General features: G+C 32.8%; 20 protein-coding genes and 2 tRNA genes. 19 read left to right on the top strand and 3 right to left on the bottom strand.

What is annotated here, in order from left to right; all coding sequences use genetic code 11:
* The first annotated feature begins 32 nt into the window (after positions 1 to 32).
* The 7 genes from dapF to ACFEL1_RS06880 all read left to right on the top strand — a co-directional run bounded on the left by dapF (position 33) and on the right by ACFEL1_RS06880 (position 8,141).
* The gene (dapF, locus tag ACFEL1_RS06850) at positions 33 to 989 is read left to right on the top strand and encodes a diaminopimelate epimerase (RefSeq protein ID WP_410521686.1); all 957 of its coding nucleotides are present in this window, start codon (positions 33 to 35) and stop codon (positions 987 to 989) included.
* Positions 982 to 2,229 carry a tRNA (N(6)-L-threonylcarbamoyladenosine(37)-C(2))-methylthiotransferase MtaB gene (gene mtaB / locus ACFEL1_RS06855; RefSeq protein ID WP_375330884.1) on the top strand — a complete coding sequence of 416 codons (1,248 nt, stop codon included), beginning with the start codon at positions 982 to 984 and terminating at the stop codon, positions 2,227 to 2,229. Before dapF ends, mtaB begins: the two co-directional genes overlap by 8 nt.
* Positions 2,226 to 3,182 (top strand): NAD(P)H-dependent glycerol-3-phosphate dehydrogenase, encoded by a 957-nt coding sequence (locus ACFEL1_RS06860; protein ID WP_375330885.1) that lies wholly within the window; start codon positions 2,226 to 2,228, stop codon positions 3,180 to 3,182. The genes mtaB and ACFEL1_RS06860 overlap by 4 nt, the downstream gene beginning before the upstream one ends.
* Positions 3,179 to 3,685, top strand: coding sequence for a hypothetical protein (locus ACFEL1_RS06865; RefSeq protein WP_341763101.1), 507 nt, complete (start codon positions 3,179 to 3,181; stop codon positions 3,683 to 3,685). Before ACFEL1_RS06860 ends, ACFEL1_RS06865 begins: the two co-directional genes overlap by 4 nt.
* Positions 3,675 to 5,471: a penicillin-binding protein 2 gene (gene mrdA / locus ACFEL1_RS06870; protein WP_375330886.1), complete on the top strand. Its 1,797-nt coding sequence runs from the start codon at positions 3,675 to 3,677 to the stop codon at positions 5,469 to 5,471. The genes ACFEL1_RS06865 and mrdA overlap by 11 nt, the downstream gene beginning before the upstream one ends.
* 366 nt (positions 5,472 to 5,837) lie before the next feature.
* A complete protein-coding gene (gene nuoN / locus ACFEL1_RS06875; RefSeq protein ID WP_375330887.1) occupies positions 5,838 to 7,295 on the top strand; it encodes an NADH-quinone oxidoreductase subunit NuoN in 1,458 nt (485 codons plus the stop codon).
* Between the two features lie 105 nt (positions 7,296 to 7,400).
* Positions 7,401 to 8,141, top strand: coding sequence for a biotin--[acetyl-CoA-carboxylase] ligase (locus ACFEL1_RS06880; RefSeq protein WP_375330888.1), 741 nt, complete (start codon positions 7,401 to 7,403; stop codon positions 8,139 to 8,141).
* A gap of 255 nt (positions 8,142 to 8,396) precedes the next feature.
* Here ACFEL1_RS06880 and ACFEL1_RS06885 read toward each other — a convergent pair whose 3' ends face one another.
* Positions 8,397 to 9,125 (bottom strand): 3-deoxy-manno-octulosonate cytidylyltransferase, encoded by a 729-nt coding sequence (locus tag ACFEL1_RS06885; protein ID WP_342259988.1) that lies wholly within the window; start codon positions 9,123 to 9,125, stop codon positions 8,397 to 8,399.
* Between the two features lie 160 nt (positions 9,126 to 9,285).
* On the opposite strand from ACFEL1_RS06885, the gene ACFEL1_RS06890 reads away from it, so the two are divergent.
* From ACFEL1_RS06890 to ACFEL1_RS06935, 10 genes are all read left to right on the top strand, one after another.
* Positions 9,286 to 9,361 (top strand) — tRNA-Lys (locus tag ACFEL1_RS06890).
* 125 nt (positions 9,362 to 9,486) lie between these two features.
* Positions 9,487 to 9,563, top strand: a tRNA-Ile gene (locus ACFEL1_RS06895).
* Positions 9,564 to 9,579: 16 nt separating this feature from the next.
* Positions 9,580 to 10,944 carry a hypothetical protein gene (locus tag ACFEL1_RS06900; RefSeq protein WP_375330889.1) on the top strand — a complete coding sequence of 455 codons (1,365 nt, stop codon included), beginning with the start codon at positions 9,580 to 9,582 and terminating at the stop codon, positions 10,942 to 10,944.
* A 23-nt stretch (positions 10,945 to 10,967) separates the two neighbouring features.
* The gene (folE, locus tag ACFEL1_RS06905; RefSeq protein ID WP_341762203.1) at positions 10,968 to 11,540 is read left to right on the top strand and encodes a GTP cyclohydrolase I FolE; all 573 of its coding nucleotides are present in this window, start codon (positions 10,968 to 10,970) and stop codon (positions 11,538 to 11,540) included.
* Positions 11,541 to 11,555: 15 nt separating this feature from the next.
* Positions 11,556 to 12,866, top strand: a complete 1,311-nt coding sequence (proS, locus tag ACFEL1_RS06910; protein WP_375330890.1) for a proline--tRNA ligase — start codon at positions 11,556 to 11,558, stop codon at positions 12,864 to 12,866.
* 221 nt (positions 12,867 to 13,087) lie between these two features.
* Entirely contained in the window at positions 13,088 to 13,774 is a 687-nt protein-coding gene (locus ACFEL1_RS06915) for a hypothetical protein (RefSeq protein ID WP_375330891.1), read from the top strand.
* A 39-nt stretch (positions 13,775 to 13,813) separates the two neighbouring features.
* Positions 13,814 to 14,827 carry a COX15/CtaA family protein gene (locus ACFEL1_RS06920; protein ID WP_342278834.1) on the top strand — a complete coding sequence of 338 codons (1,014 nt, stop codon included), beginning with the start codon at positions 13,814 to 13,816 and terminating at the stop codon, positions 14,825 to 14,827.
* 211 nt (positions 14,828 to 15,038) lie between these two features.
* Positions 15,039 to 15,365, top strand: a complete 327-nt coding sequence (locus ACFEL1_RS06925) for a transcriptional regulator (protein ID WP_342278833.1) — start codon at positions 15,039 to 15,041, stop codon at positions 15,363 to 15,365.
* A complete protein-coding gene (locus ACFEL1_RS06930) occupies positions 15,362 to 15,640 on the top strand; it encodes a helix-turn-helix domain-containing protein (protein WP_341755153.1) in 279 nt (92 codons plus the stop codon). The genes ACFEL1_RS06925 and ACFEL1_RS06930 overlap by 4 nt, the downstream gene beginning before the upstream one ends.
* 148 nt (positions 15,641 to 15,788) lie before the next feature.
* Positions 15,789 to 16,898: an RluA family pseudouridine synthase gene (locus ACFEL1_RS06935; protein ID WP_342278832.1), complete on the top strand. Its 1,110-nt coding sequence runs from the start codon at positions 15,789 to 15,791 to the stop codon at positions 16,896 to 16,898.
* Here the strand turns inward: ACFEL1_RS06935 and ppdK are convergent.
* Entirely contained in the window at positions 16,871 to 19,516 is a 2,646-nt protein-coding gene (gene ppdK, locus ACFEL1_RS06940) for a pyruvate, phosphate dikinase (protein WP_375330892.1), read from the bottom strand. The genes ACFEL1_RS06935 and ppdK overlap by 28 nt on opposite strands.
* 329 nt (positions 19,517 to 19,845) lie before the next feature.
* Positions 19,846 to 21,327 (bottom strand): hypothetical protein, encoded by a 1,482-nt coding sequence (locus tag ACFEL1_RS06945; RefSeq protein WP_342278830.1) that lies wholly within the window; start codon positions 21,325 to 21,327, stop codon positions 19,846 to 19,848.
* A gap of 292 nt (positions 21,328 to 21,619) precedes the next feature.
* Between ACFEL1_RS06945 and truB the strand changes: the two genes are divergently transcribed.
* Complete coding sequence (truB, locus tag ACFEL1_RS06950; protein ID WP_341763111.1) at positions 21,620 to 22,540, top strand: tRNA pseudouridine(55) synthase TruB; 921 nt, start codon at positions 21,620 to 21,622, stop codon at positions 22,538 to 22,540.
* A 256-nt stretch (positions 22,541 to 22,796) separates the two neighbouring features.
* A complete protein-coding gene (rpsO, locus tag ACFEL1_RS06955) occupies positions 22,797 to 23,066 on the top strand; it encodes a 30S ribosomal protein S15 (protein ID WP_341758004.1) in 270 nt (89 codons plus the stop codon).
* Positions 23,067 to 23,088: the final 22 nt, after the last annotated feature.

Genomic DNA, 23,088 nt, shown 5'->3' on the forward strand with positions numbered 1-23,088 from the left:
TATAATAACCTCAAACAACTAAAGATATTTCTGTGTCCCAAAAAATCAATTTCGCTAAAATGCATGGATTAGGTAACGATTTTGTGATTATCAACCAGCGTGATTTACCTAAAAATTGTGATTTGCAACAATTATCTCTAAAGATTGCCAATCGCCATACTGGTATTGGTTGTGATCAGTTTATTATTTATGATAAAAAACCAAATTACTATGAGATGATTATATATAACCAAGATGGATCAAGTGCCAAATTATGTGGTAATGCTTCAAGATGTCTTGCCAAGCTGGTATATCTTGATTTAGGGATAAAGGAAATCACTTTGAGGATAGACCCCTTACATAATTCTACTTCTGCTGGTAATTTGTGTGTCGATCCGGTACTCGAATCCTCACGTACACTAGAGTACGCTCCGGTTCTCCGTTCCGTGTCTCCTACAAATTCCTCAGCAGAAGCGAATCCTGCAAGAGGTCTAATATATGGAAAAGAATTATCTTGTAAGATACTGAATGAGCACGAGATTGAAGTAGATAGTGGGATAGTTAGTTTCGAGGAAGATTGGATGCCTTCATCCGAAAAAATTTGGCCGGTTGTAGAGCGTTATATGATCGACATCAAGGAAGTTATCTGTGCCGATATTGGTAATCCACATTTTGTTATTTTTAGTGATCTCGCTATTGAAGATAAAGAAATAATAGGAGAGAAATTACAGGAAAAAGAATTATTTGCTGATGGTGTTAACGTTAATTTTGCTTCAATCAAGGATAATAAAATTTATTTATCGGTTTGGGAAAGAGGTACAGGCTTAACTCTTGCTTGTGGTAGTGGAGCATGTGCTAGTTTTGCTTCTGCGGTCAAGCTAGGATTTATTAGCTCTCCTTGTCAAGTAGTATTTCAATTGGGTAGTCTACAAATGTCAAAGCAAGGTGAGAATATAATAATGACTGGTCCTGCTACTTTAGTTTCACGTGGGGAGTTTTTTTATGACTAAATCACAAGAAGTTGTAACTTTTGGCTGCAGATTAAATATTTATGAAAGTGAAGTGATCAAAAATAATCTAGCTCTTTCTGGTCTTGAGAATGTCATAGTATTTAATACTTGTGCGGTCACTAAGGAAGCTGAAAAACAATCACGTCAAGCAATTCGTAAGGCTAAAAGAAATAATCCTGATGTAAGAATTATTGTTACTGGTTGTGCTGCTCAGAATAACCCAGCTATTTTTGCTAATATGGTTGAGGTTGATAAAGTACTTGGTAATGAAGAAAAGTTAATAGCTGCCCATTATCAATTTACCGAAGAAAAAGTGGTGGTAAATGATATAATGTCGGTTACTGAAACTGTTAATCATATGGTGAGTAGTTTTGATGGTAGGTCTCGTGCCTTCATTCAGGTGCAAAATGGTTGTAATCATCGTTGTACATTTTGTATGATACCTTATGGTAGAGGTAATAGTAGGTCAGTACCGATGGGTGTTATAGTACGACAGTTAAGGGCATTAGTAGAAAATGGTTACAATGAAGTAGTATTTACAGGTGTTGATGTGACGGCTTATGGACCAGATTTGCCAGGAGCTCCAACTTTTGCTCAGATGATTAGACGAATTATTGGCTTGGTTCCAGAACTAAAGAGGCTTAGATTATCTTCAATTGATGTAGCTGAGATCGATGACGATTTGTTCGATCTTATGGCTTATATACCAAAGATTATGCCGCATTTTCATATTAGTTTACAAGCTGGTGATGATATGATACTTAAGCGTATGAAACGTCGCCATAATCGTCAAAATATTATTGATTTTTGTCATAAGTTGCGTAATTTAAGACCAAATGTATCATTTGGTGCAGACATTATAGCTGGTTTTCCGACGGAAACTGATGCAATGTTTGATAATACAAAAAGACTGATCTCTGAGGCAGATTTACAATATTTACACGTTTTCCCATATTCTGAACGTGATGAAACTCCGGCTGCAAGAATGCCGCAAATAGCAAAATCGATTAGAAAAGTAAGAGCAGAAATTCTAAGAACTGCCGGGGAACAACAATTACAAAAATTTTTCCAAAGGAATATAGGGCAGGAAGTAGAGCTACTTGTAGAACAAAATAACATAGCTCATACAGAAAATTTTATTCCGGTAAAGCTTGAAGGTAATTTTGATGTAGGACAAATTGTTAAGGCTCGGCTAGTTGCTATAGAAGATAATCATATGATTTCAGAAATTTTGGTATGAAAAAATTTAAAAATATTGCTGTTTATGGTGGCGGTAGTTGGGGAACTGCACTAGCCTGTCAGGTGGCAAGGTGCTATGATGCTGCTCCCATATTTTTACGTGATAATAATATTGTTGAAGAAATAAAAAATAGTAAAACCAATAGCAAATATTTGGGTAGTGATGTTACATTACCAAGTAATATAGTGCCTTATAGTGAGTTGGCAGCTATTTTAGATCAAGAAGTAATAATTATTGCTGTACCATCTTTTGCTTTTCATGATACTCTGAATATATTAAAAGATACTGGGATATCTAAGGATGTGGCGTTATTAGTTGCAACTAAGGGCTTTTCTAGAGATCCTACAGAACTACTATCCGATAAAGTAAAAAAGATATTACCAAATAATCCGTTGGCGTTTATCGCTGGACCTAACCTAGCTAAAGAAGTTGCCCAAAATTTATTAAGTTCGGTAACTATTGCTTCTGTAGACATTGACCTTGCAAGAAGATTGGCAGTTAGTTTAATATCACAACAATTTAAGGTTACTATAACTGACTATGTGGTAGCAATGCAAGTGGCATCTGCTGTTAAAAATATTGTAGCGATAAAAAGTGGGTGGTATGAGGCAAAAGGTTATGGACAGAATGCTAAAGCAGGTCTGATAACGGGGGGGCTTCAAGAAATAAAAATTTTATCTGAGGCCATTGACGGAGAATTAGAGGATAGCTCTATTTTATATGCTCCAGGTGTATTAGGGGATTTGGTGCTAACTTGTTACTCTAAAGAATCACGAAATAGTAGATTTGGTTATGAATTAGGGAAGCATTCAGATGTTAATAAATTTTTAAATGAAAATTTATACTTAGTGGAGGGTCGAGAATCTGCTAAACTGGTATTGGATCTCATAAGAAAATATGATCTAACATTACCGATTATTTCATCAGTAATTAAAGAACTAAAATTAGTATGAAGTTTTTTGGCAATTTATCACAAATATTTGGTAAAATAATATTATTAGAATTATGTTTGTTATTATTAATTTTTCCGTTAGAAAATTTTAGAATTAATGGAGAATCTATTATTTTCCCAGCTTTTGAAGTTAGTTTACTCTACTATTTTTCCACATTCTATCATATTGGTTTTTGGCTAATATTTTTAGCAGGAATAATTTTTGACCAGTTATATTCCATGCCAATTGGTACAAATTCTTTGGTTCTGATAATTGCTCACATAATTTTAGAATTCACAGGAAAATTTTTTGTACTTAGAAGTTATTTAACAAATTTTATCGTCTTTTGTTTCTATTATTTCTTTATATTACATTTTAGATATTTGCTAATTTTAAGCAAAGGCTTATCTTCGGAGGGGTATTTTATGATGTTAATGCAGTATCTAACTACTATATTCTCATATAATTTGCTACGAATTCCACTTGATAAAGCATTAGAATATTTTAGAAAACATGCTAAATAGTAAAATATTATATAGCCAGTTAATATCAAGAAGGGCTTTTCTCATAGGTTCAGGAAAACTGACATTGCTTTCGTTATTGGCTGGAAGAATGTTTTTTATGGAGTTGCTTGAAAATGATAAATATCGTACTTTATCTGATAAAAATCGTATAAGTTTTATTCTAATTCCACCTTTTAGAGGGCAAATTTATGATATCAACGGTAACATTATGGCTACAAACCAAACTTGTTTTAGGTTGTTACTTGACATACATAATGGCAATGATTACAAAAACGAATTAGCTCTAGTTGCCAATATCCTAGAATTATCCGAAGAAGAACAAAATTACATTAAGCAAAAAATAAAAAAAGCCAATAAACATATTCCTTTGGTTATACTAGATAATCTTAGCTGGCAACAAATGTCACTTATTGAAGAACAAAAGTTAAATTTAAGTTCTATTTTTGTAGATGCTAGTTATGCAAGATTTTACCATTTTTCAGAAGCGACTTGTCATGTGATAGGGTACATTGGACAGATTAATGAGCAAGAAAAACAAGATTTACAAATTAACAATTTAGGGGATTTTAATATTGGAAAATTTGGTGTAGAAAAATATTATGAAGACAAGTTACGTGGGAAATTTGGTTATAAGCAGATAGAAGTAAATGCTTTGGGCAAACAAGTAAGAGAAATCACCAATATTCAAAGCCAGCAAGGTGAGGACTTACATCTAAATATTGACGTGGAACTACAACAAAGAGTGCAACCATACTTAAATAAACAAGGTTGCTCTGCAATAGTTATCGATACCACTAATGGTAATGTGCTAGTGCTGGCTATGTCACCAGTATTTGAGGCTAATAATTTTATAAAATTATCCCAAGATTACTGGCAAAGTTTAGTCAATGATCCCTATAAGCCGTTGATTAATAAGACTATACAAAGTACTTACCCACTTGGATCTATTTTTAAAATTATTACAATTTTAGCTGGATTAGAGAATGGCATTAAACCGACTAAAACTGTTAATTGTACTGGGGCTTCAGTATTAGGTAATAATAGCGCTAGGTGCTGGAATCGTCATGGTCATGGCATCGTTGATATGTATAATGCTATCAAATATTCTTGTAATTCTTATATGTATGAAATAGCTCGCTTAATAGGTCATAAAAGAATATTAGATATGGCCAGAAATTTTGGTTTTGGTACAAAAACTGGCATTGATTTAACTGGAGAAGCATCAGGTTTTGTTCCTTCAGAAGAGTGGAAAATGAAAAAATTTAACTCTAAATGGACGATTGGTGATACTCTTAATTTATCGATAGGGCAGGGGTTCTTATCAGCTACTCCAATCCAGTTAGCTAGATTTGTAACGGCAATTGCCAATAATGGGAAATTGTATAATCCTAAAATTGCTAAAGATATATCAGTAAAAGATGGGTCAGTATTTGATCAGGTTAATATAAATCAACAATATCTAGATATTTTAAAAGAAGGCATGTATAGAGCAGTTAATACGCAAGGTGGGACTGCCTATTATAGTAGAATTTTGACAGAAGGGCATCAATTAGCTGGTAAAACAGGTACGGCACAAGTGCAATCAAAGGCTAATATCAATGATGATTTAAATAGAGAGTCAATTGCTTGGGAAAGGCGTAACCACGCTATATTCGCTGGGTTTGCTCCTTACCTACAACCTCGTTACTCTATTTTAGTTTTTGTAGATCATGGTGGAGGCGGAGGCAGGGCAGCAGCCCCTATAGCTAGTAAGATTATGGCTATGGTACTTGATAAATATAGCTAACCCGTTAAGGTTCTAGATAGCCCCTCCGTCATTGCACATAGGCGTCAACTTAAGAGCGTAATGGTTGAACATGTATAAACAAATTAAACACATTCGTCATAGCAAGGCTCGTTAGATGCCGTGGCGATCTAGATAAACAGCGAAGCTGTTTTTTAGAGTAACGCTTCGCGTATCTTAGATTGCCGCGTCGCCGCTTGCAGCGGCTTCTCGCAATGACGTTTTTTTGGCTAAAACCTTTCCAGTTTAGCTATAATATCAGGAACTTACTAGGGAGCTATATAATTGAATATTTTTTACTATTCGTACTTAGTGCTAGCGATTTTATAGTATATATTAGATTTATATAAAAACTTAGAAGCTCGCAATATGACAGACCCAATTTTTAAACAATTTGTAATTATTTTACCTGAGATAATGCTGACCTTACTAGCTTTGTTTACTCAAACATATGCAGTGTTATTTAGTACAAAAACTAAAACCATTAGCAATACTCAGATATTACTATCGGCAATATTACTTATTGTTGCTTTTCAACAGTTGCAGTATCTTGCTTTACAAGGTTCAGATAATGATATAATAGCTTTTCATAATTCTTTTGTCGTTAATCATTTTACTGTTGCTTTTAAATTCTTTGTTTTATTATTTTCAATAATGACCATGATGATTTATCAGGCATATTGTAAAATCACTAAGGAGGAGTTTAAAACAGAATTTATAACCTTAGTGCTGCTTTCTACTGTTGGTGTTTTTATTACTATATCAGCCCGTAATTTTTTACTTTTATTTGTTGCTATGGAGTTACAGGCACTGGTAGCCTATGTATTAGCTGGCTTTAATCTGAATAATATTAAAGCATCAGAAGGAGCGTTAAAATATTTTATCCTTGGGTCTTTGATTAGCTGCCTAACGTTATTTGGTATTTCCTTTATTTATGGATTTGGCGGTAGTTTAGATTATAGTAATATTTTTGAGAAATTGAATCATTCACCGCAGCCAAATATTGGTTTAATAGTGGGCTTAGTGCTTTTTTTAAGTGGTATCTTATTTAAATTATCAGCTGCTCCTTTGCATAGTTGGACGCTAGATGTATATGAAGGGTCTCCCATTCCTTCAATTACCTATTTCTCTGCTGCCACAAAAATTGGTAATGTGGTGGTATTATTAAATATAATGACTATGGTAATTGGAGATTATAAGCAAATTTCAGTTGATCTAATAAAAATCACTGCGATTTTGTCTATGCTTATTGGGGCAGCTGGTGCTATTAGACAAACCTCCCTCAAAAGGCTAATGGGTTACAGCACTATTCTAAATATTGGCTATGTGTTAATGGCTATTTCTTTTCATACTCCTTACGGTGATAGAGTAGCCTTACTATATATGGTTATTTATGCTGCTTCTGTCACTGGCTTTTTTGCTTGCCTAATTAATCTGCTAGGTAAAAAATCAGATTCGGCAACTTTTGATGATATTAAAGGTCTTGCTTCTACCCGTAAGGCGTTAGCTGCTGGGATTGCGATTATCATGTTCTCTATGATAGGCATTCCACCACTGGCAGGATTTCTTGCGAAATACAGCGTTTTCTATCAGGCTATTATAGAGAAACAATTTACTCTAGCATTTATAGCTATTGGCACAAGTGTTGTAGCGGCTTATTATTATCTGAAAATAGTTAAGTTTATGTATTTTTTTGAGGCGGATAAAAGTTTGAAACGAGTTTTAGTACCAACACCTAAGAGCTTAAAATTTATATGCTATTTGATTATTGGAGTTTTATTGCTACTGTGTGTTTTTATCCAGCCATTTGCTGATATACTCAAATGATTTGAAGAATTGGATTTGAAAATGAATGGTGAGCATGCGAATCCATGATATTTTCAAAAAACAATTCTTCAAAGCAGAAGAGTATACTATGGATGGTTTATAGCTATGTCGTGGCAGGAAAAATATAATCTACTAATTTTTGATGAGATAGATAGTACCAGTTCTGAAGCTATTAGGATGGCTAAGGATTGTCCTGATAAAAATTATGTAATATTGGCAAAAAATCAGACAAAATCGCGTGGAAGAAATAGTAGAATTTGGCATTCTAGTCTAGGGAATTTGCATGTTAGTATATTATTAAATCATAAGATTAATCTTAGCTATATTCCGCAATTATCTTTTGTTATGGCTATTGTTGTTTATAAAACTATCAATTCTTTGACCACTAGATCAGAAAATTCTATTAAATTAAAATGGCCCAATGATGTTTTGATAAATGACAAGAAAGTATCGGGTGTATTGCTTGAGTCTATTAGTATAAATGATAATAATTATCTCATTATAGGTATTGGCATAAACGTTAAGAGAAGCCCTTTAAATATTGATCAATTGGCAACCAATTTATCCAATGAGAATATAGAAGTAAAAGATCTAGAATATTTATTAGAGCTTCTCATGATTAACTTTGAAAAATATTTTAATAGATGGAAACAAGAAGGGTTTAGTAAAATAAGACAATATTGGCTTAAAAGAGCTTATAAGTTAGGTAAGATGGTTACTGTAAATGATGGAAACACAAAAATTTCAGGAATTTTTAAAGACATAGATGAGAACGGGAGCATAAGGATTCAGTTTGCCTCAGGGCAGGTTTGTTGTGTTAATTATGCTACGGAAATAATTTATTAACTGAACCTCAGTTCGATATAAGAATTATTAATTCTTATATCGATACTTGCTTTGTTATAAGGAAAAATGAACTCTTGAAGCGGCTGACGCGGGTGCATTTTAACTTTTTTCATCATTCAATATGTGATTTTAATAATTAAAATCACATATTGAATGGAGTATTATATTTTAACAATCAGGTGGGCAGCCGCTTCAAACCTGATTGTTTCTATATATAATACTGAATTCGATGTAACTTGTTACATCGAATTCAGGTTAACTGATATTTTTTTGATAAAACTCTATAGCCTTGTTTAAATCCTCTATTGTATCAACAGAGATAGGAATATTGTTAACATAACATACCCCTATGGACATGTTATTTTGTAATGCTCTTAGTTGTTCAAGTTTTTCGCTTAATTCTAAAGTTGAAACAGGTAAGTTTATGAATTTAGTTAATGCTTCTTTGCGAAACCCATACATTCCTACATGATATAGAAATTCTTCTGCACCGTGTGGAATGAGATTACGAGAAAAATACAAAGCCTTATCATTATGGTCAGTAATAACTTTGACATTACTATGACCATTTACGGCATCTATACCAACTTTTACTACTGGGGTCATAATATCATGGCTACTGGACTTTAGGCTTTCAATAACTTTGATAATTGATTCCGGTTCAACAAAAGGCATATCACCCTGTACATTCAGGATATAATTAATATGGTGATTGTTAGGGATTAGCTGAAATGCTTCGTATACACGTTCGGTACCAGTTTGACATTCTTGGTTTGTCATAATAAATTGTCCACCGCAATCAGTAACTTTTTTAGCTATAGTTTCTGAATCAGTTGCCACATAAATATTTTTTAGTTTGGTTAAATATACTTGCCTAAGAACACGCTCAATTATTGAGATTCCCCCTACAAGTTGTAGAGGTTTTTTGGGAAGTCTTACAGAATCAAGTCTTGAAGGGATAATAATTGCAACATCAGAATGCATAAGCTACCATATGACTATATTTACTAAAATTTAAGTGTTGACAACACAAAATAATTGTTGACAACATAACCTTTTTAAACGATAAAGTAAAGCTTATTATATATGGCTCTTAAGCATGGACTCCCGCTTTTAGCTAGGAATGACATCGAGAGCGTATTTAGGGCTCGTAGCTCAGCTGGTAGAGCACTTGACTTTTAATCAGGTTGTCCCGGGTTCGAATCCCGGCGAGCCCACCACTTTAGGGTACTTAAAACCATAAACATATCTGCGTATGTTGGGTTTATAATCCCAAGTGAAGCCAGCTAAAAAAGTATATCTGATGCATGACACTGCTAACACTTGAAATGCTAAGGGTATTAATGGGTTTGTAGCTCAGCTGGTTAGAGCACACGCCTGATAAGCGTGAGGTCGGAAGTTCAAGTCTTCTCAAACCCACCATTCGTAAGTATTCTTTATGAATCTTGAGAATATAATTCCACAATTAAGCCGTAATAAGTTAGCTATTTACTGGCTTGGAAATGGTATATTTTCGCTTGCTCTTGCTGGGGTGTATTCAATAATATTGGTAATGCTCCGCACTCCAATGTTAATTAACTTATTTTCAAATACAGAAATTTTTCGTTCAGCTTTGGTTATTCATGTTAATTTATCAATCCTAGTTTGGTTGATGTCAGTTACAGCATGTGTTTGGAGCTATAATTTAGAGTCAACTACTTTCAGCATAGCATGTGTAATAATAGCATTTATTTCTACTGCACTAATAGCTTTATCACCATTTTTTGGTCAAAATTTTCCTGTAATGAACAATTACATACCAATGTTGGAGAATATAATATTTATTCTCGGAATTAGTTTGTTTGGTGTATCTGTATTGTTATTTGCCTTATATACATTATGGAACTGTTGCAAAATATCTTACTTTAACTCCCTCATTAATTTTACTATCCTTTCTACCGTAATAATATGGGTGTTAGTATGGGTATGTTTTATTTGGTCTTATTGCCAATTACAAGAAATTATTAAACTTGTACCAGTCGATATAGAATTTTATTATGAATTGCTTTTTTGGAGTGGTGGGCATTTATTACAATTTATTTACACGCAAATTTTGATATTAGTAATGACAGTGTTATTCCATGCTTGGATAGGTAAGGAATTAAGATTTAAAAAGCTGTACCTTGCACTATTATATTTAAATTTTATTATAAGTATTGCAGCTATTAGTGGACACTTATTATATGATATTATAGATGCTGAATTCAAAGAATATTACACTAAACAAATGAAATATGGGGGAGGAATAGCACCGGTTTTATCTTTGATAGTAATGTTTTATGAGGTAAAATGGTTTCATTCCCGCGAAAGCGGAAATGACATAAAGGGAAGCAAGGACATCAGGGAAGTGCAAATGAGTTTGGTGAAGACAACCATAATTTGCTCCAGTATATTATTTCTGTCCGGGGGATTTATTGGTATATTAATTACAGGCATGAATGTTACTATTCCTGCACACTATCACGGTTCAATTGTTGGGATTAGTGTAGCTTTTATGGGTTTCTGCTTTCTTCTATGTGACGATAAACAGCAGAAGAACTCATATTTCACAACAGCAATTATAACGATAACTATAGGGCAGATGTTACATATTATAGCTCTGCTCTTTGCTGGTGGGTATGGAGTACTACGAAAAACACCTTGGGTAGAAATGCCGGTTACCAATAAGTTACTGATGGGCATCATGGGTGGTGGAGGCGGGATTGCTATTGTTGGTGGCTTGATGTTTGTTATTATTTGTGGTAGAAGGATGTTATTTAAATAATTAGTATAATAAAAATAATGGACTTGCAAAAACCTACTGTAGAAGAAGCCAAAGAGGCAGTTAAAACTTTATTACGATTTATTGGTGAAGATCCAAATAGGGAAGGACTACTAAAAACTCCTGATAGAGTAATAAAAACTTACCAAGAAGTGTTTTCTGGGTATGATAGAGATGTGGAAGAAATATTAACGACTAAATTTTACGATACTTGTAACTTTCAGGATTTCATAGTGCTAAAAGACATACATTTTAATTCATTTTGTGAACATCATATGTTACCGATAACTGGTACGGTAAATATAGCTTATATACCTGATAATTGTATAATAGGTATCAGCAAGCTCGCTAGGATAGTTGATGTTTTTGCTAGGAGACTACAGATTCAAGAAAAGATGACTGTACAAATTGCTGAAACATTACAGAAATATATTAAGCCCCTAGGTGTTGCGGTTAAGATTTCTGCATTACATAGCTGTATGACCCTTAGAGGAGTTATGCAAAATGATAGTATTATGAATACTATGCATTATACAGGTATATATATAGAGCAGCAGAAATATCGCCACGAATTCCTAAATATTATTTCCAAAAAATAATCCAAGGTAAACTTTATGTTACTATCAAAATATTTTTTACCTGTGCTGAAGGAAGAACCAGTGGAGGCACAAGTGGTTTCTCATCGGTTGATGCTTAGAAGCGGTATGATAAGACAGCAATCTGCTGGGATTTATAGCTGGTTGCCGATAGGCTTAAAAGCCCTTAAAAATGTTGAAAATATCGTTCGACTTAATATGAACAAGGTAGGGGCTATTGAAATATTAATGCCTTGTATTCAACCAGCATCTTTATGGGTGGAATCTGGAAGATTTGAGAATTATGGCAAAGAAATGCTAAAATTCCAAGATCGCCATGATAATACGTTATTGTTTGGGCCTACTAATGAAGACATGGTTACTGATATTTTTAGAAATAATATTCAGTCCTATAAGGATTTGCCAAAAAACTTATATCATATTCAATGGAAATTTAGGGATGAAATTAGACCTCGCTTTGGGGTTATGCGTGGTAGAGAATTCTTAATGAAAGATGCATATACTTTTGATATAGATCAAATAAGTGCTGTAAAAACCTATAATCAGATGTATCTAGCCTATATGCAAACATTTCGTGATATAGGTTTAACTGTAATCCCAGTACTTGCTGATAATGGTCCAATTGGTGGCAATTTAAGCCACGAGTTCCATATTCTTGCTGATAATGGTGAGAGTACAATTTTTTATGATAAAAAATTCCTATCTTTAACAGATCAGGAAAGTTTAGATATTGAAAAATTACAAACCTTATATGCGGCAGCAGAAGAAAAACATGACCCTGATAAATGCCTGTTATCAGAACATGATCTTGCCAGTAGTAAGGGTATTGAAGTTGGGCATATTTTTTATATTGGCACAAAATATGCCAAAGCCATGAATGCTTTAGTAAATAGTAATAATGGTAATCTTGTGCCAGTGGAAATGAGTTCTTACGGTATTGGTATTTCAAGACTTCTAGCCGCCATAATCGAATCAAGTCACGATGATAAAGGGATTATATGGCCTACAAATATTGCTCCTTTTCTAGTATCATTAATAAATTTGAACATAAATGATAATTACTGTAATAGCTTATCTAGAAGCATATATGATAAACTAACAGCAAATAATATAGAAGTGTTATACGACGATACTAGTGAACGAGCTGGTAGCAAATTTGCCACTCATGATCTTATAGGATCACCATACCAAATAATCGTTGGTCCTAAAAAAGCTGAAAATAATGTGGCTGAACTGAAAAGTCGTAAAACTGGGAAAATAGAAGATTTGTTTATAGATGCAATTTGTGATAAAATAATATACTCAAATGATCCTACGAATTGGATTTGAAAATGAATGGTGAGAAGGCGTAGCGTACATATAATATAGTTACGCATGCGAATCCATGATATTTTCAAAAAACAATTCTTTAAAGCAGAAGAGTAGATATCCTGATTAAAAATAGGAATTAGTTATGGATAAAATTTTTTAAAAAATAATGAGTATCAGTATTAGTGGGCTAAAAAAATCTGCTATACTAATAAATTATTATTAATTTAATAAGGTACAATATGACAGTCCAAAATTCATCCAATAATCTAATGAATTTTATAAAAGAACATCAGGTTAAAGATTTTACTCTAGAACAATATACATTCCGTTTTACAAACAAATTTGAATCCTATGTTATTTATTGGTATGGTATTCCAGTAGGGAATGCAAAAAATGGCTTATGTGGTGGTATGTCTTTAGCATCAATCTTATACTATAAGTATAAAATTGTAACACCTAAAAACAACATTACTCCAAGTATAAAAACTGATCCTCAACTATTTACCTTTGTAAAAAATTGTCAGGTGGCTAGTCTCACCGTAAAAGCTTTGTTTAATTATTTTAGATTTATGTTTACTGCCAAAAGTACTGATGCAAAAGAATTAAGTAATCAGTATCCTATTATTATGCAAACAATTGATACAGATACTCCTGTCTTAGTTGGATTAATTAGAGCAAAAGCAAGTTTTTTTAATCCTAAAACATGGTTAAATATAATCCAACACCATCAAGTAGTAGCATATAAATATATATTACAAGAAAAAACGATAACTTTTCATATATATGACCCAGATAGTCCTGGATCTGATATGACAATTACCATAGATAGAGATAACTTAGACATCACAGCTATTGGTTGGCTTAACCCAATTTACACCTTATTTGCGATTAGTTTTAATTATAATAAAAAACCGCCTGTTGTATAATAGTCTTCAAAATTATACAGAGCATTGAGTTTATGTTTTATGTCACAAATACTAGTAAAGCGTTGGTTGGTGGTATGCTGCTGCATGGTAATATTTATGATTTTTTTAGGAGGTCTCACTAGGCTTACTGATGCTGGTTTATCAATTGTTGAATGGAAACCGGTTTCAGGTGTCGTTCCCCCGCTGGGTAATGCTGACTGGCAGGATGAGTTTGCTAAATATCAACAATCTGTCGAATATAAGCAAAAAAATACTAATATGACTCTTTCAGAGTTTAAATTTATTTTTTGGCTTGAATTTATTCACCGTTTTGCTGGCAGAGTAGCAGGTTTGTTGTATCTAGTACCATTACTGTATTTTTTTGTACGTGGACGGATTGATACAAGGTTACTGCCTGTATATTTGGCGATATTGTTATTATTTGCAGTCCAAGGATTTATGGGATGGTATATGGTGAAAAGTGGTCTAATTTTGCAGCCATATGTAAGTCATTTCCGTTTAGCTTGTCATTTGGTTATTGCAGTTATTATCTATAATTTACTGTTCTATCAGTTGATGAAAAATAGCTTTGATATTTTACTAGTTGAACGGACAATAAGTTTAAATTTAGCAAAATTCTTTTGTATATTAACTATTATTATAGTTTATATACAGATTTTTCTAGGTGGTCTAGTTGCAGGTCTTGATGCAGGGCTTGTATATAATAGCTTTCCGTTAATGGGGAATAGTTTTATACCTCAAGAAATAGCTTTTAAACTACTGAGTAGAGATAGTTTAAGTGATGCTGTTTTTGTTCAGTTTATCCATAGAATTGGAGCGTATATTGTTTGTACTAGTGTTGGTTTGTTAGTGTTGAGTCTAATAAAAACCAAGCATCCTAAATTAAACAAAGTCGCTTATTATATTGTTGGTGTACTGATATTACAAATGTTAGCTGGCATAATTACCATTTTATATTCAGTACCTATATTAATGGCCTTAGTGCATCAGATTTTTGCTATTATACTATTATCATGTATATTATGGGGGTATTTTTTGTTAAAGAGTGCATAGACCTATTACATAATTCTACTTTTGCTAATAATACCATTTCCGAAAACTAATCATCACGTCGTCGTACTTCATGATCTCCGCTCCTCACGTACTAGTATGTACGCTCCGGTGCTCGACACTCGTACTCCTAGTGCTAATTTAGTTTTGGGAAATGGTATAACTTGGGGTTCAACCTAGCATTTGCTAATAAAATAATTGATTTTATACGGCAATGACGTATTATATAGTGATGGAATATATTGAATCCCCTTTATTTAGTAAGTTATTAAGGTCCTATTTTACTGATGATCAATATGCTGCATTTCAATGGGAATTATCTCTACATCCAAAAGCAGGCGATTTGATACCTAGAAGTGGAGGACTTAGAAAGATACGATGGTCTACTAAAGATAGTGGTAAACGAAGTGGAGTTAGGATTATTTATTATTATAAAATGGAAGAAGAGCAAATATGGTTATTAACCATTTATGCAAAAAATGAAACTGAAAACATATCAATTGGTATTTTAAGAAAAATTAAGGAAGAATTAGAATTATGAAAGCAAAAAAAAGGGATATAGGAGCAGAACTTTTATCAGCTATCAAAGATATAAAAAAAGGAAAAGGTACAATAAAGACAATAAAAAGTAATAATGAGATAATAAATATTAGGAAACAATTATGTTATTCACAAAAAGAATTCTCAGAATTAATGTGCATTAATTTAAGAACATTACAGGAATGGGAACAAGGAAGACGTAAACCCCGTGGTTCAGCTATATCTTTATTAAGAATAGTACAAAAACATCCTGAAATTTTTCTTGATTTAAACTAAGGAGAAGGGAGTGTACTCGTTTAACCATACGCCTCAATTATGTTCGTAAAGCTAATAAATAAAAGGTTATTAAATAGTAGGGTATTAGCTGGTAGAGCGACCAGTTACCTAAATCGCCCTGATTAAATAGCGTATTAATGTTCTCATTATGGCAATATTAAATGTAGATATAGAACTGCCTTGTAGGTTGGATCGTTACTTGAAGAAGTTATATCCTAGCCTTACCCAAGGGATGGTTGAGCGTGCCTTAAGGTTTAAACAGATAATGGTTAATTCTTGTAAGGTAGCGGCAAATTTGCGAATAAAGGCCGGTGATCAAATTTTTATAGAGGATAGTTTAAATTTAGAACCTCAAAAAGCTTCTGATAGGGTTTTTTCGAGTTCGGCAGTTATACTAGCCGGTAAGTTAATGAAGGATTACCTAGTTTATCAGGATGAGTGGCTTATAGCAATTAATAAGCCGGTAGGTCTTGCAACCCAAGGTGGTAGTAAAATAAGCCTATCTATAGATGATGCACTACAATATTTAAATAGCCAAGGGGCAGATTTAAAACTAGTACATAGGTTAGATAAAGATACTTCAGGTATATTACTAATCGCGAAAAATTATGCGAGTAGTATAAAATTAATGAAAGCCTTTAAGGAAAAGAATATTCAGAAAACCTATATTGCCGTAGTTTTAGGTAACCTTCCGCAACATGAAGGAGAAATTAGTGGTATGATAGGGAAGAATAGGGGAGGGGTGTATGAGACTGTGCAAAATGATGAGGAACATGGCAAATTAGCCGTAACTCGCTATAAGGTGCTTAAGAATTTAAATATAGCTAACCCGACTAATATTACTCCCAATTCACAGACGTCATTGCGAGAAGCTACTTTAGTAGCGACGAAGCAATCTAGGAAAGTGATTAGAAATGGATTGCTTCGTCGACTTACGTCTCCTCGCAATGACGCCAGTTTATTATGGCTAAATGCTAATCGGGTTAGCTGTAATGGTTTGACCAATAAGGATTTAATGCTGGTTGAGTTCACTCCTCTTACTGGTAGGATGCATCAACTTCGATTTCATGCGAAAATGCTGGGTTGTCCCATAATAGGTGATACAAAATATGGCACTCAAGAAGCAATAGCTTTATCCAAGGAAATGCTACTACATGCCAAAAGAATAATCTTACCGGAGAAAATATTTGGTAAAGAAATAATAATTAATATAGATTTACCTGGATATTTTTACCCACATCTCTTTATTCCCGCTTGAGCTGCAGCAATCCTTGCGATAGGAATACGGTATGGTGAACATGATATATAATGCAAACCAATTTTATGAAAAAACTCTATAGAATCAGGATTGCCCGCATGTTCTCCACATACGCCAAGTTTTAATGTAGGGTTGTTTTTTAGCCCACGTTTTATAGCAATTTCTATTAACTCACCAACCCCTTCCTCATCCAATTTACTAAAAGGATCAAATGCAAGGATTTTTTTTTCCAAATAGTCTGGAAAAAATGACGCTACATCATCTCTAGAAATGCCGTAAGTTGTTTGGGTTAAATCGTTGGTACCAAAGCTAAAGTAATTTACCTGCTTGGCAATTTCTCCAGCTTTTAAAGCAGCTCTTGGTAGCTCGATCATAGTACCAAGAGTAAAATCAAACTTATATTGGTTAGTATTCTCCATGTCAATGATCACATCTTGTATATGTATCTTTAAAGCTTTTAGCTCATTAACATCACTGATTAAAGGAATCATTAACTCTAGAACAATATTTATATTTTCTTCAATTTGCAATTCTCTGATAGCAGTAAAAATTGCCATTATTTGCATTTGATAAATCTCAGGATAAGAAATACCTAGGCGACATCCTCTATGTCCAAGCATGGGGTTCACTTCATATAATGCATGCAAACGTTGTTCCACAACAGATAAAGGTAGATTCATAATATCTGCTAAGCTTCTTTTATCAATCTCTGTTGTTGGCAAAAATTCATGTAAAGGAGGGTCAAGCAGTCTTATATTTACGGCTTTACCATGCATAATTCGAAATAATGCCTTAAAATCTCGAATTTGCAAGGGCAATAATTTATTTATCGCATGTTTTCTCCGTTCTATATCAGGAGCAATTATCATTTCTCGTACTAATGGAATTTTATCAGGGTCAAAAAACATATGTTCTGTTCTGCATAGTCCAATTCCACATGCTCCAAATTTCATGGAAACACCAGCGTCTAAAATAGTTTCAGCATTGGCTCTAACTTTTAAAGTAGCAAATTCATCTGCCCAATCTAGAATTGTTTGAAATTCCTTAGTAAAACTAGGCTGAATAAGTGGTACTTCCCCTAAAAAGATTTTTCCTGTTCCACCATCTACAGTTATTAAGTCACCATAATTAATAATAGTTTCCCCTATTTTAAAGAGCTGTTTTTTTTCATCTATTACCACATCACTTGCCCCGCAAACACATGGTTTTCCTAATCCTCTAGCGACTACAGCCGCATGTGATGTCATTCCACCTCTAGCTGTAAGAATACCGGCTGAAACATACATACCATTTATATCTTCAGGACTAGTATCATGGCGTACCAAAATCACTTTATGGTGATGCGACATTTTCTCTGCATCATATGGAGAAAAAACTACTATACCAGTAGCAGCCCCAGGAGATGCTGGTAGTCCCTTAGCAATGGGGCTTAGAGTATTGCTATAATCAATAGCCGTGTGCAAAAGCTGAGTTAGCGATTCCGGATCTACACGCATTATTGCTTGTTGTTTAGTAATCAGTCCTTCTTGTACCATATCCGTGGCAATTTTAATACTGGCTAAAGCTGTTCTTTTAGCAGTACGTGTTTGCAAGATATAGAATTTACCGTCTTCCACGGTGAATTCTATATCTTGTATATCTAAGTAATGTAGTTCTAACTTCTTACAAATTCCCTGTAATTGCTCAAATATTTGTGGCATAACTGTTTGCATTGAGCAGTCAAGATTATGATCGTTTGACATAATAGGGCTTGGGGTTCTTGTCCCTGACACTACATCTTCACCTTGGGCGTTTACTAAATATTCGCCAAAAAGCTTATTTTCACCAGTTGCAGGGCAACGTGAAAATACTACACCTGTTGCAGAATTATTGTTTTGATTACCAAAAACCATTGACTGTACATTAATCGCTGTACCCCAATCATTGGGTATATTATGTAGCTTTCTATAAGTTATTGCTCTATCACTTGTCCAAGATTTTAATACGGCTTTTATTGATTCTTCTAGTTGTGTATATGGATCAAAAAACGATTCACCACAATGATTAAAGATTATCTTTTTAAATTCTTCAACTATTATTCTTAGGAAATCCCCAGTAATTTCATTTTCTTGATAAATATTACATTTGCTCTTATGCATTTCAAATGCATTCTTAAATAATCCGTTTGAAACGGATAATACTGTTGATCCGTACATTTCTAAGAATCTTCGGTAGCTGTCAAGAGCAAAAATTTCATTTCCAGTACTGGATAGCACATCGCAAACTTGATCATTATACCCAAGATTAAGTATAGTATCCATCATGCCGGGCATAGAAGCTCTTGAGCCTGAACGGACGGATAGTAGTAGTGGATTTTTATGATCCCCAAAAATTTTACCAGTAGTATTTTCTAAATTTTTAACAGCTACCGCTAAGTCCTTATTAAAATTTTTAGGCAAATTGTAATTATTTTTATAAAAATAATTACAAAGTTCTGTAGTAATAGTAAAACCATCGGGAATAGGTAAATTTAAGTTAGACATTTCAGCAAGACCAGCTCCTTTACTACCGAGTATGTCTTTCATTTGGGCATTGCCTTCCCCGCCGTTAGTACCAAAATAATAGATCCATTTGTTCATAAATACCGAAACAATTTCTAATATATACTCAAATGATTTGGAGAATTGGATTTGAAAATGAATGGTGAGCAAGCGGAACGTACATAATAGTATAGTTACGCATGCGAATCCATGATATTTTCAAAAAACAATTTTTCAAAGCAGAAGAGTATAGCTATTATATAATATGGCTAGATAAGCTGCAATGTTTAAATGCCCTGTACTAGAAGATATCTCATCACTCAAGTCTTTTCCCTCACTCTCTTGATTTCTAGTTGAACAAATTTTGTACCACTCAATAATAATTCATTAAAATCAAGTTTCTGTTTTTTAGCTTTTGGTAATCCTGCCTACTTATAAATACTGGTATATTCAGGAATTTTTATTAATTTCTTTTTAGCATAATATTTTATTAATCTTCCATTAATTAGTTCAATGGTTATTTCCGCTATAGCTTCTTGATTTTCTTGTGAAATATGAATTTTCTTGAATTTATCATTATTACGTAGCCCAGCTTTATATGCTGCACTATCCTTTTTTAAGTTGCTAACTATCTTCTGAAAATTTGTAATATCAAACCCATAATCATTTATGGCAATTTTTTTATAATGTAATTTTGAGTTATTTAAGAAATTACTTAAATCAAAATTACCATATTGTACAAATTTATTAACTGTACGTTTCAAGTTACTTTTGGTAATATTGTTAATATATTGCATCATAATTGTGGTAGTGAATTTCTCTTTTTTATTATGAGTATGATTTGCCACTATTGTTTTTATAAGATTATCCAAACTAAACTGAGTATTAGTTAGGTTTTGTATTTTTAGATCTAGTACAGATGCTATTATATAGCCTCTGTCATATGGTAACTCGCTAGCTAGAGCATTATCCCAATATAATTTTGATATAGTTTCATTATCAAATAATAAGTAAGGAGAGGTATAATATTTTTGTAAAATCTTGTTATAGTTCCCTAAATATTCTTCAAATGTTACAATTCCATTAGTTAAATTAATCTTGTCAGTAAAATACTGTGTAAATCCTTCTGTAAACCACTTATATAGTGTTTCCTCTTTTTCCTTTATCAGAGTATTGCCTATCCACTTATGCAAATTTTCATGTGCCAGTAGGTGCTTAATATTAAAATCATTTACATTAAACTTCTCAGGTAATAGATACAGAACAGTATTACCGCCAATTAAAGTACCATAGAAACTATTATGTTTTCTATGGTTATTTATGAATACAAACAAATTATCATTATTCTTTGTTTCAAAGAATCTCTCTTGAGCATTTATTATTTCATACAAAAGTTTTGTTAAGCTTTCCTGTGATTTGGTATCTATACTAAAAAATATTATGTTGTTACCCTTATAATTTACATTTTGTAAGATACTATGGTTTCCAGATATAGCAAATCCCTTTGAAATTAAGCTATCTGCAGTAAGATTAAGCTTTTGTATTTTATTAGCAGCAATATTGCCAAAATTAGTAAATACATCATTATGACTAGCAAATTTAATATCTACATCTATACTTTCGCCGTTTGTATATAATTTGGGGCATATTAAGGCAAACTTATATAAAAAATAAAATCCTTGGTCGATTATGTAAGTATAATAATTTGATCCAAGTTTTTCTTGAGTATTCAATATATCATACCATACAATAATCTTTTGATTGGGTTTATGCGTTATTTTATTAGCATTTTTTATAAAAACACCATTTTCTACATGAATATTTTTTATTTGATTAGACAAATCATGTCCCCAAACTTGATGAGGAATATATAATTCTGTTTGATTTGAATTAGGAGAAGTAAATTCCAACTTAATTCTAAGCTTCTTATCCTTAGGAAAATGATAAACCTCATATGATAAGCTACCAAAAGCTTTGCTAATAAAAAAAACAAAGATGCATATTGCAAGTATCTTTAAGTTTATGTTTAATATATAGTTAGCCTATCATTTCTATTTTATCATAACATTCTATATATACAATATATATTTTGATATACAAAGTGCTTTTTTGTAAGAAAATATAGTGTTTTTTTCATAGGATAGGATTATTCTAAGATTTAAATTACTCTTATGCTAACAATATTCGTAAATAACCGAACAAATGACGTTTCACCTTAATAATTGCTGGCTTAATATTTATAAACCTAAAGGCATAAGTTCAGCAAAGCTTGTTTCTATCATTAAGAAAAACCTTTTAGGGGCTAAAGTTGGTCATTGTGGGACTTTGGATGTTGAAGCTGAAGGTGTATTACCTTTGGCAATTGGTGAAGCAACAAAATTAGTGCGAGTTCTAGTAGATGCAAAGAAAACTTACATTTTCACGGTGCAGTTTGGTAGGCAAACTGATACAGCAGATGCTGCAGGTAAAATAATAAAGGTTACTGATAATATTCCCACTTCAATTGATTGCCATAATATATGTAAAAAATTCATAGGTACAATAAAACAACGTCCTCCTGCCTTTTCTGCTATAAAAGTTAACGGTATTAGATCTTATAAATTAGCACGAGAAGATTTGGCAGTAGAATTAACTCCTCGAAATATTGAAATATATAATTTAGAATGTCTTAATTTCAACCACCAAAATAATCAAGCTAGCTATAAGGTTGAATGCTCTAAAGGGACTTATGTAAGGACTCTAGCAGAAGATATTGCTTTATCCTTGCAAAGTTTAGGATTTGTGGTAGAATTACAGCGTACTAAAGTTGGAATATTTACAGCATGCAATGCTATTAAATTAACAGAACTTGATATACAAAAGCAAGAAATGCAACAGTTTCTTGCAGAAAAAGCTATAAAGATTGAAGCAGTACTGGACGACATCCTGGTGCTTGATGCTACTATTGACCAAGCTAAGAAAATCATTCATGGTCAGAAATGCTATTTTGATTATCCTGAAAATATTGAATTAATTTGGATTCGATATCATGGCTCTCTCTTAGCAATTGGTAGCTTAAGTGAAAATTGCTTTAATTCTTTTCGAGTATTTAACCTAACATCAGTTCGATATAAGAATTATTAATTCTTATATCGATACTTGCTTTGTTATAAGGAAAAATGCACTCTTGAAGCGGTTCTGCAAGTGCATTTTAACTTTTTTCATCATTCAATATGTGATTTTAATAATTAAAATCACATATTGAATGGAGTGTTATATTTTAACAATCAGGTGGGCAGCCGCTTCAAACCTGATTGTTTCTATATATAATACTGAATTCGATGTAACTTGTTACATCGAATTCAGGTTAACCTAATAAAAATAAACATGGAGATTAATGATGTCGATTACAGCACAGCGTAAGCAGCAATTAATTACAGAATATGCTACTAAAGAAAACGATACTGGTTCTAGTGAAGTGCAATGTGCAATTCTAACCGAAAGAATCAATAACTTAACAGGGCATTTTAAAACTAATCACAAAGATTTTTCTTCGAGAAGAGGATTATTGATGTTAGTTGGTCGTAGGCGTCGATTGTTGGATTATATCAAGAAGCAAAGTCTAAGCAGATATTTGTCGTTGATTAATAAACTAGGAATAAGAAAGTAAAATAAAGCCCGGTTAAAAAATC

This window comes from Candidatus Tisiphia endosymbiont of Oplodontha viridula, from assembly GCF_964264865.1.
Lineage (GTDB): Bacteria > Pseudomonadota > Alphaproteobacteria > Rickettsiales > Rickettsiaceae > Tisiphia.